The organism is Bradyrhizobium sp. LVM 105 (genome assembly GCF_003957705.1).
Classification (GTDB): Bacteria; Pseudomonadota; Alphaproteobacteria; order Rhizobiales; family Xanthobacteraceae; genus Bradyrhizobium; species Bradyrhizobium frederickii.
In genome coordinates this window covers 123,394-136,408 of sequence record NZ_QZMV01000003.1, presented here as the reverse complement: position 1 = coordinate 136,408, position 13,015 = coordinate 123,394, and the positions used below count along the sequence as shown (strand labels likewise).

Sequence of the window (13,015 nt, the reverse complement as noted above, 5' to 3'; positions counted from 1 at the left end):
ACACAGGGGGCCACAGAGGCCGTTGCCCACCGGCTTGTGTAACATTTTTGCTAGCGGGAGTCGTCAGGCATCGAGGCGCATCGGCAGCCCGCGCCGCGCCATATGCTCCTTGGCTTCACGGATGGTGAATTCCCCGAAATGGAAGATCGAGGCCGCCAGCACGGCGGTGGCGTGTCCGTCGCGGATACCGTCGACGAGATGGTCGAGATTGCCGACGCCGCCCGAGGCGATCACCGGAACGGGCACGCTGTCGGCGATCGCCCGGGTCAGCGGGATGTCGAACCCCTGCCGCGTGCCATCGCGGTCCATCGAGGTGAGCAGGATTTCACCGGCGCCGAGCGCGACGACTTCCTGGGCATATTCGATCGCGTCGATGCCGGTCGAGTTGCGGCCGCCATGGGTAAAAATCTCCCAGCGGTCGCCGCCCGGGCGCTTCACCCGCTTGGCGTCGATCGCGACCACGACGCATTGTTCGCCGAATTTCTCGGCCGCTTCCTTGACGAACTCGCGCCGCGAGACTGCGGCGCTGTTGATCGAGACCTTGTCGGCGCCGGCGCGCAGCAGCGTCTTGATGTCGTTGACCTCACGCACGCCGCCGCCGACGGTAACAGGCATGAAGCAGGCTTCCGCGGTGCGCCGGACCACGTCCAGCATGATGCCGCGGTTCTCGTGGGTCGCCGTGATGTCGAGGAAGGTGAGCTCGTCGGCGCCGGCCGCATCATAGGCGATCGCAGCCTCGACGGGGTCGCCGGCATCCCTGAGATCGACGAAGTTGACGCCCTTGACGACGCGGCCGTCCTTGACGTCGAGGCAGGGGATCACGCGCACCTTGAACATGTGTCAGCTCCTGCGCGCGTCGCGGATCAAAGTGAGGGCGGCCGCGGGATCGAGGCGGCCGTCATAGAGCGCACGTCCGGCGATCGCGCCGGCGAGCTTGTTTGCACGCGGCGTGAGCATCGCCTTGACGTCCTCGATCGAGGCGAGTCCGCCGGAGGCGATCACCGGAATCGAGATGGCGTCCGCGAGCGCAATGGTCGCGTCCAGATTCAGGCCCTTGAGCAGGCCGTCGCGCGCGATGTCGGTGAAGATGATGGCGGCGACGCCGGCATCCTCGAACCGCCTTGCGATCTCCAGCACGGTCACTTGCGAGGTCTCGGCCCAGCCTTCGACCGCGACCTTGCCGTCGCGGGCATCTAACCCGACCGCGACGCGGCCGGGGAATTTCTTCGCGGCGGATTTCACCAGCTCGGGATCACGCACCGCCGCCGTGCCGATGATGACGCGGGTAATGCCCTTCTCGAGCCAGGCTTCGACGGTCTTGAGATCGCGAATGCCGCCGCCGAGCTGCACCGGAATCTTGATCGCGTTCAGCATCGCCTCGACGGCCTCGGCATTCACCGGCTTGCCGGCAAAGGCGCCATCGAGATCGACGACATGGAGATACTCAAAGCCCTGCTCGACGAAGCTCTGCGCCTGCGCCGCCGGATTAAGGTTGAACACGGTCGCGCGCGCCATGTCGCCCTGCTCGAGGCGCACGCACTGGCCGTTCTTGAGGTCGATCGCGGGGAAGAGGATCATGATTGAGCCAGGATTTTTCCACGCACACGGTGCGCTCCCTCCCCCCTTGTGGGGGAGGGTTGGGGAGAGGGGTAGCCGCGGGCACCGCCGTCGGGGCTTACCCCCCTCCCGAACGCTGCGCGTTCGACCTCCCCCACAAGGGAGGAGGTGACAAGAGAGAGCGAAGCGGCCATCACGGTTTCCATCGCAAGAAGTTCGAGATCAGGGCCAGGCCGAAACGCTGGCTCTTCTCGGGGTGAAATTGCGTGCCGATGGCGGTGTCCTTGCCCACGATCGCGGTGACGGGCCCGCCGTAATCGGCGCGCGCGAGCACGTCCGCCTCGTTGGCCGCATTGAGGTGATAGGAGTGCACGAAATAAGCGTGCTGGCCCTTCGGGCCGAGCGGCAGCTTGTTCAGCACCGGATGCTCCTGCAGCAGGTCGAGCGTATTCCAGCCCATGTGCGGGATCTTCAGGCTCTCGTCGCGCGGCGTGATCTTCTCGACGTCGCCGCCGATCCAGTTCAGGCCCTCGGTGATGACGTGCTCCTTGCCGCGGCTCGCCATCAGCTGCATGCCGACGCAGATGCCGAAGAACGGCCGCGCCTTGACGCGCACCGCTTCCGTGATCGCCTCGACCATGCCGTTGACGGCATCGAGCCCGCGCCGGCAATCGGCGAACGCGCCGACGCCCGGCAGCACCAGACGGTCAGCCTCGTAAGCCTGATCGGGATCGCTGGTAACAAAGACCTTTTGCGGGTTCTCCATGCTGCGCGCGGCGCGCTCGAAAGCCTTGGCGGCGGAATGCAGATTGCCGGAACCGTAATCGATGATGGCGACGCTCATCTTGACCCTCCCGGTTCTGGAAACAACCCGATGATGCCGCCGGCCGGAATCGGCGGCGGGTTCGAGAATTGCTGGCCCGGCACGCTGCGGGTCGGCGGCGGACCGCCGCGATCGACGGCCCATTGATCGTTGACGATGCCGTGCTGCTTCTGGCTCCAGCGCTCGAAGAAGCGGCGCTCGGCGGTGTCCTCGTCGTCGGCAACCACCACATCGAGCTGGCGCCATTTGCCGCGCGACAGCGTCCAGCGCCGCAGGCTCGAGGCCTCCAGACCCATCAGCAGCGCGATGATGAGATCGGCGAAGAAGATCGAAGAACGTCCGATACCGAGGCTCGACAGCCCCGCATTGAACGCGGCGATGAAGATCAGATAGCCGATCAGCGCCAGCCACAGCCGATTCCACAGCAGCCAGAATGGTCCGAAGATCATCGCCCAGAAATGGAAACCGTCGCGCACGAACACGAACTTGTCGGTCGCGCGCAGATCGGCTCCGGCAGGGGAGGGCGCATGAACTGTGTAGACAGGCATGGTGATGCCCCGTTCCTAGCAAGTCAGTGATACCGCAGGCGGCGCGTGCCGCCGGGAAGAGACGTCAGCCGCCGAGCGAGCCCTTGGTGGACGGGATCTCGCCCGCCGCTTTCGGATCGATCGCGACCGCCGTGCGCAGCGCCCGCGCCAGACCCTTGAAGCAAGACTCGGCGATATGATGGCTGTTATCGCCATATAGGGTCTCGACGTGCAGAGTCACGCCGGCGTTGATGGCAAAGGCCTGGAACCACTCGCGCACCAGCTCGGTGTCGAACTCGCCGATCTTGTCGCGGGGGAAGTCGGCCTTGAACACCAGGAACGGGCGGCCCGAAATGTCGATGACCACGCGCGACAGCGTCTCGTCCATGGGCATGTGCACGCCGGCATAGCGGGTGATGCCCGCCATGTTGCCGAGCGCCTGCTTGACCGCCTGGCCGAGCGCGATGCCGGTGTCTTCGGTGGTATGGTGATAATCAATGTGCAGATCGCCCACCGCCTTGACCGTGAGGTCGATGCGGGAATGGCGGGCGAGGAGATCGAGCATATGGTCGAAAAAGCCGATGCCGGTCGCGATATTGGCCACGCCGGTGCCATCGAGGTTCACGGAGACCTCGATCTCGGTTTCCTTGGTCTTGCGCTTGATCGTCGCGGTGCGCATTGAAGGCTTTCGCTTCTATTTGAGCATGTCCTGCTCGGAAAACCGGTACCCACTTTTCCGGGATCATGCTCGGGGCCGAAAACGCCAGTCTCTTAACAGCCAAATGACACCTTCGCTACTGCGGGAACGGCCGGCCGGGCCTCTACTTCTGCCTATGGTGAGCGAAATTTGGCCCGGAACGGCCCGTTGTGCCCAGGTTGTCCCCTTGTCCGCGACCGCCTAAATCAAGCGGACAACGAGGATCATTCATGCAGGATTCCCAGAACAGCTCGCCGGGCTGGCACGGCACCACGATTTTGACGGTCCGCAAGGGCGGCAGGGTGGTGGTTGGCGGCGACGGCCAGGTTTCGATCGGCCAGACCGTGATCAAGTCCAACGCCAAGAAGGTGCGAAAGCTCGGCAAGGGCGACGTGATCGGCGGCTTTGCCGGCGCAACCGCCGACGCCTTCACCCTGTTCGAGCGGCTGGAGGCCAAGCTCGAGCAATATCCGGGGCAGCTGACCCGGGCCGCGGTCGAGCTGGCCAAGGACTGGCGCACCGACCGCTATTTGCGGCGGCTCGAGGCCATGATGATCGTGGCCGACAAGGACGTCTCCCTGGTGCTGACAGGCACCGGCGACGTGCTGGAGCCCGAGGCCGGCGTGATGGCGATCGGCTCCGGCGGCAATTACGCGCTGGCGGCGGCACGGGCCCTGCTCGACACCGACAAGGACGCCGAGACCATCGTCCGCCGCTCCATGGACATCGCCGCCGATATCTGCGTCTACACCAACCGCAGCTTGACCATCGAGAGCCTGGCGACGGGGTAGGGGCCTATCTTGTGACTCAACAGCGGCGCTCCGGACCGGCTGTAACCTCTCCCGCCTGCGGGAGAGGTCGGCGCATAGCGCCGGGTGAGGGTTTCCTCCTCTGGGGGATTGTCCCATCGCGGAGATACCCTCTCCCCAACCCTCTCCCGCAGGCGGGAGAGGGAGCGCAGTGCCGCGATGGTCGATAGATGGTCCACACCTACACCTTCCATCCCATGACCGCCGCCGACCTGCCGCTGATCCGGCGGTGGCTGGGCGAGGCCCATGTGCGGGACTGGTGGGGCGATCCGGACGAGCAGTTTGCGCTCGTCAGCGGCGATCTCGATGAACCGGCCATGGACCAGTTCATCGTGTTGGCCGGCCAGCAGCCCCTGGGCTATCTTCAGTGCTACCGCCTCACCGCCTGGAATACGGGATTTGGGCCGCAACCGGAGGGCACGCGTGGGATCGACCTGTTCATCGGCGAAACCGACATGATCGAATGCGGTCACGGCTCGGCCTTCATCCGCCAGTTTGTCGATGAGCAGTTTCGCAGCGGCCTGCCGCGCATGGTCACCGATCCCGATCCGCTCAACGCACGCGCCTTGCGTGCCTATGAGAAGGCCGGTTTCGTCCGCGACCGCATGGTGAAGACGCCGGATGGGCCCGCGCTGCTGATGGTGCGTGAACCATGACGCTGGTCCACGCGCGCGAGAGCAAGGTCTCGTTTCCGCCGTTCGCCTGGGCCGGCATCGCGCTGCTGCTGCTGGCGCTCCAGGCCGCGATCCTCCTTGCGATGGGCCGCGTGCCGATCTGCACCTGCGGCACTGTCAAGCTGTGGCACGGGGTGGTGAACAGTTCGGAGAACTCCCAGCACATCGCCGACTGGTACAGTTTCTCGCACGTTCTGCACGGCTTTCTGTTCTACGGCCTGACCTGGCTGCTGTTTGCGCGCCTGCCGTTCCTGCCCCTCTCCTGGCCGGCACGGCTGATCGTCGCCATGGTGATCGAAGGTGCCTGGGAGATCGTCGAGAACTCGCCCTTCATCATCGAGCGCTACCGCGCCGGCACGATCTCGCTGGACTATTTCGGCGACAGCATCGTCAACTCGGTCTCCGACAATCTGGCCATGGTGTTCGGGTTCCTCGCCGCGCGTTCGTTGCCTGTCACCGCGACCGTCCTGCTCGGGCTCGCCTTCGAGATCATGCTGGCGCTTCACATTCGCGACAATCTGACGCTCAACATCCTGATGCTGATCCATCCGATCGAGGCCGTGAAGCAATGGCAATCCGGCCCGCCGATCATCTGACGGCCGAAAAAAGCGGCTTGTCCTACCCCGCAACTGACCCTAGCTAAGGTCCCATGACAGACTTCTCTCCGCGTGAAATCGTTTCCGAACTCGACCGTTTCATCGTCGGCCAGGCCGATGCCAAGCGCGCCGTCTCGATCGCGCTGCGCAACCGCTGGCGGCGGCAACAGCTGTCCGGCTCCTTGCGCGAGGAGGTGCTGCCGAAAAACATTCTGATGATCGGCCCCACCGGCGTCGGCAAGACCGAGATCGCGCGGCGATTGGCAAAACTCGCGAACGCACCGTTCCTGAAGGTGGAAGCGACCAAGTTCACCGAGGTCGGCTATGTCGGCCGGGACGTCGAGCAGATCGTGCGCGACCTCGTCGAGGTCGCGATCGCACAGGTCCGCGAGAAGAAGCGCAAGGACGTGCACGCCCGCGCGCAGCTCGCCGCCGAGGAGCGCGTGCTCGACGCGCTGGTCGGCGCCAATGCCTCGTCCACGACGCGAGAATCCTTTCGCAAGAAGCTGCGCGCCGGCGAGCTCAATGACAAGGAGATCGAGATCGAGACGCAGTCCTCAGGCGGCGGCATGCCGATGTTCGAGATCCCCGGCATGCCGGGCGCGCAGATGGGCGCGATCTCGCTCGGCGACATTTTCGGCAAGCTCGGCGGCCGCAGCAAGACGCGGCGGCTGACGGTCGAGAGCTCGCACGAGATCCTCGTCAACGAGGAATCCGACAAGCTGCTGGACACCGAGCAGCTGACGCTGGAGGCGATCAGCGCGGTCGAGAACAACGGCATCGTGTTCCTCGACGAGATCGACAAGATCTGCGCCCGTGACGGCCGCGTCGGCGGCGACGTCTCGCGCGAGGGCGTGCAGCGCGATCTCCTGCCCCTGATCGAGGGCACCACGGTCTCGACCAAGCACGGCGCGGTGAAGACCGACCACATCCTGTTCATCGCCTCCGGCGCCTTCCACGTCGCAAAACCGTCCGACCTGCTGCCGGAATTGCAGGGCCGGCTGCCGATCCGCGTCGAATTGCAGGCGCTGACCCGCGACGACATGCGCCGCATCCTGACCGAGCCCGAGGCCTCCCTGATCAAGCAATATATCGCCTTGATGCAGACCGAGGGCGTGACGCTCGACATCACCGACGGCGCCATCGACGCGCTCGCCGATGTCGCGGTTGCCGTCAATTCCACCGTCGAGAACATCGGCGCGCGGCGGCTGCAGACCGTGATGGAGCGGGTGCTGGACGAGATCTCCTTCACCGCCCCCGACCGCAGCGGCGAGACCGTCAAGGTCGACGCCGATTTCGTGCAGAAGCACGTCGGCGACCTCGCCAAGAACGCGGATCTGAGCCGGTTCATTTTGTAAATCGCCAGGCCCGCGCTATTCATTCCGGCGTCGTCCCCGCGAACGCGGGACCCAACCACAAGCGGTCCTTGTTAAAACAGATGGCGGCTCCGATCCCGGCACACACGACCTCCTGTGGTTATGGGTCCCGGGTCGCGCGGAGCCCGTCATCGGGCCGCGCTTTGCGCGGACCCGGTGGCTTGCCCGGGACGACAGCGGAGGTTGACGTGCGGCGGGTGCCACGTGCCCGCTAACAGCTGGCAAAATCCCTGGCGGCTGCTGCTCGCGATCAACGCGGCGGTTATCGTCGGCGTGTTCATTCACAAGCTCCTGCTGCCGCCTTACGTCCCCTACATCCACCTTCTGGTCGACTACCATTTCGGCTTCATCAAGCGCGCACTGATCGGTGCCATCGTCGCGCTGGTCACGGACAAGGTGCCGGTCTGGCTGGTCTTTGCGCTCGGCGGCGTGACATGGCTCGTGACATCAGCGCTGTTTTCAAGACTCTTTCAGAAAACGTTCGGCTTCACCGCGAGGACGCTGCCGCTGTTCGTCTTCATGGCGGGATCGCCGTTCTTCCTGAAGAACTTCATGCACACGCTCGGCCATTTCGACATCTACGGCTGTGCGCTGGCGCTCGTCCTGCTGCTGATGCCGGCGCGCTCGCTGCTGTTCGTCGCCACGGCAGCGCTGTTCGCGGTCATCCTCGTGCTGATCCACCACATTCATCTGCTGATGTACGTGCCCACGATCTTCACCATCGTCGTGGTCAGGCATTATCTCGCCTGCGGGCTCGATCGCAGCAATGTCGCCTTCGGCATCGTTGCCTTGCTCATCGTCTCCGCGCTGTTCTTTGCCGCGCAGTTTTGGGGAACGATGCCGATCCCGGAAGCGGATTTCGTCGCGCATCTGAAGAGCCGAATGGCCGATCCGTCCCGAAACGACCTCCTGCAATTCGCCTATATCTGGTATCAGCCGCTGGCGAAGGAGATTTCGGACACCTGGGGCCGCCTGCCGCACAACATCCTCGGCGTGCCCGTGTTCGCGCTGCTGATCTGGCTGCACACGCCGCTGTGGCGCTATTTTGCCAAGCTGATCGGGGCGCTTGCCAGCGAGATGCACCGCCGCCTGGTGATCGCGGCGCTGGCTGGCGTCAGCCTCGGCTACCTCGTGATGTTCGCGATGGTGTTCGACTATTCGCGCTGGATCTCGAACTGGGCGGTCTGCATGTTCCTGATCCTGCACGCCGTGAAGATGCTGCCGGCGGCACGGGAGACGGAGTTGATTCCGGCGGAGGATCGCAACACCAACATCTTCGGCTTGGTCCTCACACTGATCCCGCGCGTCGGCATCATCCGGCCGTTTTGAGCTTCGCTTGCAGCTGCAGCGGCGGTGCGCTCCCTCTCCCGCTTGCGGGAGAGAGTTGGGGAGAGGGCTTCCTCCGCAGAGGAGAGAGCCCTCAGCCGCCGCGCGGGACGATGCTTCGCATCGCCCGGGCGCGTCGGCATCGCTAACCCCTCGCCCGCCTGATCCGCACATACAGCGCGCCCTCGCCGCCGTGGCCGATATGCGCCGTCTCGAAGCCGACGACGAAGGCGCGGAATTCCGGCAGGCTCAGCCATTCCGGCACCTGGCGCCGCAGCACGCCGCTTTCGCCGCCGCTGCGGCCCTTGCCGGTGATGACGAGCACGAAGGTCAGGCCGTCGTGATGGGCGCGGTGCAGAAAGCCGGTCAGCGCGCGATGGGCGCGCGTCTGCGTCATGCCGTGCAGATCAAGCCGCGCCTCGATCTCACTGCGGCCGCGCGACAATTTTGTGCGCTCGCGCTTGCCGAGCGGCGCCAAGGGCGGGACGGCCGGTTTTGCGGCACGCGGTGCCGGCGCGGCGGCGATCGGCCGTGGCGATGATGCAGGCCGCGAGACGGATGCTGCGGGCAAAGGCTCGGTGCGCGGAGCGGCATGCACTTTCGCCGCGCGCTGCTTCCGCAGCGGCTTGACCTGCTTGGCGACCGTATCCCACAGCGCGCGCTCCTCCTCGCTCAGCGCGCGGCGGCGCGGCGAGGGGCGAGGCTCGAGCACGGGCGGACGGGACGATCGCTTCATTGCTGCCGAAGGGGACGTTTCTTCACTGGCCGCTGCGGCTCCGAGGCAGGCTCGATCGCGGGGCGCGGCACCGGCAGCGGGACAGGACCTGCGATGGCAACGGTTTCGTTCTTGCTATCCATTGCGCCGGCGACAGCGGCCGGCTTCGCGGTCCCCTTGCCCGGATCGCTTTGCGGAAACAGCTTTGCAATCTTCTCCGAGGGACGCGGATCCGGCACCGGCAGGCGCGCGGCGCGAACCGAGGGATCGAGGCCCTTCGGCACCAGCATGACAAAATGCATGGGATGGCGCAGCCGCCCGGAGACACGGCCCGCCTCCTGGCCCGCGCCGAAAAACAGATCGGCGCGCGCGGGGCCGATGATCGCCGAGCCGGTATCCTGCGCGATCATCAGCCGATGGAACGGCGTCTTTGCGCGTTCGGATTCGATCGGCAGCTCGCCCTCGATGAAGAATGGCGTGCCATAGACATGCAGCGACTTGTCAACGGCAATCGAGCGTCCCGCCGTCAAGGGAATGCCTTGCGCGCCCACCGCCTCCTCCTTGTCGGAGAGGTTGACCTCGCGGAAGAAGATGTAGGCGCGGTTCGCGCGGCGCAGCTCCTTGGCGCCGTCAGGATTCTGCGCCATCCATTCCCTGATCTTCTGCATCGACATCTCCTCCTTCGGGATGATGCCGCGCTCGATCAGGATGCGCCCGACGGCGGTGTAGGGATAGCCGTTATAGGCGTCGTAGTTCAGCCGGACCGTGCTGCCGTCGTCGAACTTGATCCGCGCCGAGCCCTGGATCTGCGCGAACAACAGATCGGTCGGGTCCTTCAGCCAGGCGATCTCCAGCCCGCGGCCGGCGATCTTGCCGTCCTCGATCTCGCCGCGGTCGTAATAGGGCACCAGCTTGCGGCGGCCGATCTTGCGGTAGACCGGGCCCTTGTTGGGCAGGCTCAAGGAATCCTGCTTGTAGCCGCGCACGAACAGATTTGAGGGACGGCGGTAGACCGGAACGTTGTAGACGTCGGTCTGGGTGCGCGATCCCTCCAGCACCGGCTCATAATAGCCGGTGACGAAACCGTCGGGCTCGCCGAGACGCGAAATGCGCAGCGGCGCGAAATTCTCCTCAAAGAAGGTTTTGGCTTTGGCGTCGTCGCCGATCTCGAGCGATTTGGCGACCCGGCAAGGCTCGCTCAGCGAGCCGCCGAGCGCCTTGGGTTCAGCCGATCCGTTCTGCGCGTTGATCGAGCGGCAGCTGGCACGGAATGTCTTGTAAGCGGCGAGGTGATTGTCGTCACCCCAGCCCTTCACCTCAGCCCAGGAGAGCGGCAAATATTGCGCGCCGGGAATGTCGAACGGCAGGGGGACCTGCGGGTAGGGCAAGGCCCGCAATGGCGCGGCAGGCAATTGCGGCGGATGATGATGGTGATGGTTGCGATAGTGGCGCCGCGCCGCCTCGGCGCCGAGCGAAAACGATGACAGCGCGACGGCGCCTGCGCAAAGCGCGGTCGCGCTGGTCTTCAGAAAGATCTTAATTCGCGCTTCCGGTGCCAACCAGCTTCCAGTTCGGATCGCGAGAGGTGACGTCGCGGGCGAAAGTCCAGATGTCGGTGATGTCGGCGACCGTGTCGGCGCTGCCGTCGACGATGTTGCCGGCCTTGTCGCGGGTGGCCGAGATCATCTGCGAGACGAAACGGATCGTGAGCTGGGCGGTACGATCGCGCAGCTCGGCGCCGACGAGCTCGGCCTTGTCGATCGAGACGAAGCGGGTCTCGGTCTTCTGCTCGTTCTTCTCGCGCTCCTTGATCGCGGCGTCGAAGCTTTCGTAGACCTCCGACGACAGCAGGTCGCGCAGCGCACGGCGGTCGCCATTGGCAAAGGCCAGCACGATCATCTCGTAGGCGCCGCGGGCGCCCGAGATGAAATGACGCGGGTCGAACGTGGACTCCTTGTCGACGATGGCGTCCAGGCCCTGCGCCAGCGCGGTGCCGGGCTCGGCCAAGCCCTTCCAGCGGTCGGAGGGCGGGGTCGGGTCGGCCGACGGCGCCAGAGGTGCCTGGTCGATCACCTTGCCCGGCATGGTCACAACGTTGTTGTCCTGGGCACCCCCCAGCGCATTGCGGGCGGCGGTCCGATCGAACGGCGGCCGTTCGTTGCCGGTTCGCTGCCCAAGCACGCTGCGCAGCCGCAGAAAGATGAAGACCGCCAGCGCCAGGAAGATAATGGTGTAGATGTCCACGTCAGATTCGCTTTCTGGTCTTTGCTCTGGGTCTTCGCTTTCGGGGTCGTCGCCGGGAAAATCAATCCGGCCAGTAGACCGTTCCCTACGGGAACGGCAAGTCTACATCGCCAATTTAGGTCCACATCAGGTCCTTGGGATGTAGGCACGAAATCTTGCCGGGCCAATGGCGCCTTTTGGCACAGCACCGAGTGTAGCGCGTTTTATGCTTAAGGGGAAACCCGATCCTGCCCGGAAATCGCGTATCTTCAATCGTTTAAGGCGCAATTTTACGGAAAAGGCGGGATGACCGTCAAAGGTGTCGGCGCGGACCGAATCCCCGCCCCCGGGACCGTTCGTCCTTGTGGAACGAGGCGGCCCTATGTTAGCCAACCGCCGCGAAATTCAGCCCCAATCGGGTAAGGAGAGACTCTCATGACCAACGGTAACGGCACCCCTCCCGAGGCGGCCCAGGCTCCCCAGCTCAACGTGCTGGCGCAATATACCAAGGACCTGTCGTTCGAAAATCCGAACGCGCCGGGCTCGCTCCAGCAGCAGAGCCAACCGCCCCAGATCAACATCCAGATCAACGTCAGCGCCAACAATCTCAGCGAGCAGGAATTCGAGGTGACGCTGTCGGTCGAGGGCAAGGCCGATACTGCCGGCAAGATCATGTTCTCGTTTGAGCTCGCCTATGCCGGCGTGTTCCGCATCGCCAACGTGCCGAAGGAGAATCTGCATCCGCTGGTCATGATCGAGTGTCCGCGCCTGCTCTTCCCGTTCGCGCGCGAGATCATCGCGACCGCGGTGCGCGACGGCGGGTTCCCGCCCCTGATGCTGGATCCGGTCGACTTCGTCGGTCTCTATCGCCAGAACATGGAGCGGCAAATGGCCGCCCAGGGCGGTGGCCAGACCGGCCAGGCCTAAATCAAAGCTGAACCGGCCGGAGAGGCGACTGGAGCGGCGAGATACTCGTTCCAGATCGCCTTTTCACCCATCGTTGCGATGAAGGCCCGATGGGCCTCTCTTTCGGCATCCGAAACCCGCGGCGCGAGCGGCGCCAGGCGCTGCCGCCGCGGCGTATCGCCCGCCGCGTTGACGCGAATCTCTTCCCTCTCCGACGCCAGAAGCAGCTGCGACTGCCGGGCTCCGACCAGGTCGACATAGACCTCGGCCAGCAGCTCGGCGTCCAGCAGCGCGCCGTGCTTGGTGCGGTGCGAATTGTCGATCGCATAGCGCGAGCAGAGATCGTCGAGCCGGTTCGACACACCCGGATGCTTGCGCCGCGCCAGCAGCAACGTATCGACCAGCCGCTCCCGCGGGATCGCTGCGCGCTTGATCCGGTCGAGCTCGGCATTGATGAAGCTGATATCGAACGAGGCGTTGTGGATCACCAGCGGGTCGTCGCCGATGAACTCCAGGAACCCATCGACGACCTCGTGGAACAGCGGCTTGGTCGACAGGAATTCGGCCGACAGCCCGTGCACCGCGAAGGCTTCCGCCGGCATGTCCCGCTCAGGATTGATATAGACGTGATAGGTCTGGCCCGTCGGCATGCGGTTGAGGATCTCGACGCAGCCGATTTCGACCAGGCGATCGCCGCGAAGCGGATCGAGGCCGGTGGTTTCGGTGTCGAGGACGATTTCGCGCATGTCTTGAGATCAGTCTCTTGAGATCAGTGTCGTGAGAGCC

The 13,015-nt window shown here is 64.9% G+C and carries 15 protein-coding genes; 6 read left to right on the top strand and 9 right to left on the bottom strand.

Translation table 11 applies throughout. The features are described from left to right. Positions 1-63 precede the first annotated feature (63 nt). The 5 genes from hisF to hisB form a co-directional block, all read right to left on the bottom strand. On the bottom strand, positions 64-837 hold the full coding sequence (gene hisF, locus D6B98_RS10245; RefSeq protein ID WP_028133461.1) for an imidazole glycerol phosphate synthase subunit HisF: 774 nt from the start codon (positions 835-837) through the stop codon (positions 64-66). A 3-nt stretch (positions 838-840) separates the two neighbouring features. Continuing rightward, positions 841-1,578 (bottom strand): 1-(5-phosphoribosyl)-5-[(5-phosphoribosylamino)methylideneamino]imidazole-4-carboxamide isomerase, encoded by a 738-nt coding sequence (hisA, locus tag D6B98_RS10240; protein WP_126256887.1) that lies wholly within the window; start codon positions 1,576-1,578, stop codon positions 841-843. Positions 1,579-1,750: 172 nt separating this feature from the next. Then, positions 1,751-2,401: an imidazole glycerol phosphate synthase subunit HisH gene (hisH, locus tag D6B98_RS10235; RefSeq protein WP_126256886.1), complete on the bottom strand. Its 651-nt coding sequence runs from the start codon at positions 2,399-2,401 to the stop codon at positions 1,751-1,753. After that, entirely contained in the window at positions 2,398-2,928 is a 531-nt protein-coding gene (locus tag D6B98_RS10230) for a DUF2628 domain-containing protein (RefSeq protein ID WP_126256885.1), read from the bottom strand. The genes hisH and D6B98_RS10230 overlap by 4 nt, the downstream gene beginning before the upstream one ends. 64 nt (positions 2,929-2,992) lie before the next feature. Further along, positions 2,993-3,586, bottom strand: coding sequence for an imidazoleglycerol-phosphate dehydratase HisB (gene hisB / locus D6B98_RS10225; RefSeq protein WP_126256884.1), 594 nt, complete (start codon positions 3,584-3,586; stop codon positions 2,993-2,995). 248 nt (positions 3,587-3,834) lie between these two features. On the opposite strand from hisB, the gene hslV reads away from it, so the two are divergent. The 5 genes from hslV (at position 3,835) to D6B98_RS10200 (ending at position 8,388) form a co-directional block, all read left to right on the top strand. Next, a complete protein-coding gene (gene hslV, locus D6B98_RS10220; RefSeq protein ID WP_126256883.1) occupies positions 3,835-4,395 on the top strand; it encodes an ATP-dependent protease subunit HslV in 561 nt (186 codons plus the stop codon). A gap of 188 nt (positions 4,396-4,583) precedes the next feature. Further along, entirely contained in the window at positions 4,584-5,069 is a 486-nt protein-coding gene (locus tag D6B98_RS10215) for a GNAT family N-acetyltransferase (RefSeq protein ID WP_126256882.1), read from the top strand. Then, positions 5,066-5,683, top strand: coding sequence for a DUF2585 domain-containing protein (locus D6B98_RS10210; RefSeq protein ID WP_126256881.1), 618 nt, complete (start codon positions 5,066-5,068; stop codon positions 5,681-5,683). The genes D6B98_RS10215 and D6B98_RS10210 overlap by 4 nt, the downstream gene beginning before the upstream one ends. 53 nt (positions 5,684-5,736) lie before the next feature. Beyond that, the gene (gene hslU, locus D6B98_RS10205) at positions 5,737-7,041 is read left to right on the top strand and encodes an ATP-dependent protease ATPase subunit HslU (protein ID WP_126256880.1); all 1,305 of its coding nucleotides are present in this window, start codon (positions 5,737-5,739) and stop codon (positions 7,039-7,041) included. A 222-nt stretch (positions 7,042-7,263) separates the two neighbouring features. Continuing rightward, a complete protein-coding gene (locus D6B98_RS10200; RefSeq protein ID WP_126256879.1) occupies positions 7,264-8,388 on the top strand; it encodes a hypothetical protein in 1,125 nt (374 codons plus the stop codon). A 142-nt stretch (positions 8,389-8,530) separates the two neighbouring features. Here D6B98_RS10200 and D6B98_RS10195 read toward each other — a convergent pair whose 3' ends face one another. From D6B98_RS10195 to D6B98_RS10185, 3 genes are read right to left on the bottom strand one after another with little or no spacing between them, the layout of a single operon-like run. Next, positions 8,531-9,121 (bottom strand): Smr/MutS family protein, encoded by a 591-nt coding sequence (locus tag D6B98_RS10195; protein WP_126256878.1) that lies wholly within the window; start codon positions 9,119-9,121, stop codon positions 8,531-8,533. Next, positions 9,118-10,659: a murein transglycosylase A gene (gene mltA, locus D6B98_RS10190; RefSeq protein WP_164718509.1), complete on the bottom strand. Its 1,542-nt coding sequence runs from the start codon at positions 10,657-10,659 to the stop codon at positions 9,118-9,120. The genes D6B98_RS10195 and mltA overlap by 4 nt, the downstream gene beginning before the upstream one ends. Further along, the gene (locus tag D6B98_RS10185; RefSeq protein WP_126256877.1) at positions 10,637-11,344 is read right to left on the bottom strand and encodes a Tim44/TimA family putative adaptor protein; all 708 of its coding nucleotides are present in this window, start codon (positions 11,342-11,344) and stop codon (positions 10,637-10,639) included. Before D6B98_RS10185 ends, mltA begins: the two co-directional genes overlap by 23 nt. 414 nt (positions 11,345-11,758) lie before the next feature. Between D6B98_RS10185 and secB the strand changes: the two genes are divergently transcribed. After that, on the top strand, positions 11,759-12,250 hold the full coding sequence (gene secB, locus D6B98_RS10180) for a protein-export chaperone SecB (protein ID WP_028133448.1): 492 nt from the start codon (positions 11,759-11,761) through the stop codon (positions 12,248-12,250). On the opposite strand, the gene dnaQ is transcribed toward secB, so the two are convergent. Further along, positions 12,247-12,975, bottom strand: coding sequence for a DNA polymerase III subunit epsilon (dnaQ, locus tag D6B98_RS10175; RefSeq protein ID WP_126256876.1), 729 nt, complete (start codon positions 12,973-12,975; stop codon positions 12,247-12,249). The two genes, secB and dnaQ, sit on opposite strands and share 4 nt — an antisense overlap. Positions 12,976-13,015 lie beyond the last annotated feature (40 nt).

Bases quoted from the DNA above. Each gene is read 5' to 3' on its own strand.
- hisF (WP_028133461.1), bottom strand. From the start codon at position 837: ATGTTCAAGGTGCGCGTGATCCCCTGCCTCGACGTCAAGGACGGCCGC.
- hisA (WP_126256887.1), bottom strand. From the start codon at position 1,578: ATGATCCTCTTCCCCGCGATCGACCTCAAGAACGGCCAGTGCGTGCGC.
- hisH (WP_126256886.1), bottom strand. From the start codon at position 2,401: ATGAGCGTCGCCATCATCGATTACGGTTCCGGCAATCTGCATTCCGCC.
- D6B98_RS10230 (WP_126256885.1), bottom strand. From the start codon at position 2,928: ATGCCTGTCTACACAGTTCATGCGCCCTCCCCTGCCGGAGCCGATCTG.
- hisB (WP_126256884.1), bottom strand. From the start codon at position 3,586: ATGCGCACCGCGACGATCAAGCGCAAGACCAAGGAAACCGAGATCGAG.
- hslV (WP_126256883.1), top strand. From the start codon at position 3,835: ATGCAGGATTCCCAGAACAGCTCGCCGGGCTGGCACGGCACCACGATT.
- D6B98_RS10215 (WP_126256882.1), top strand. From the start codon at position 4,584: ATGGTCCACACCTACACCTTCCATCCCATGACCGCCGCCGACCTGCCG.
- D6B98_RS10210 (WP_126256881.1), top strand. From the start codon at position 5,066: ATGACGCTGGTCCACGCGCGCGAGAGCAAGGTCTCGTTTCCGCCGTTC.
- hslU (WP_126256880.1), top strand. From the start codon at position 5,737: ATGACAGACTTCTCTCCGCGTGAAATCGTTTCCGAACTCGACCGTTTC.
- D6B98_RS10195 (WP_126256878.1), bottom strand. From the start codon at position 9,121: ATGAAGCGATCGTCCCGTCCGCCCGTGCTCGAGCCTCGCCCCTCGCCG.
- secB (WP_028133448.1), top strand. From the start codon at position 11,759: ATGACCAACGGTAACGGCACCCCTCCCGAGGCGGCCCAGGCTCCCCAG.
- dnaQ (WP_126256876.1), bottom strand. From the start codon at position 12,975: ATGCGCGAAATCGTCCTCGACACCGAAACCACCGGCCTCGATCCGCTT.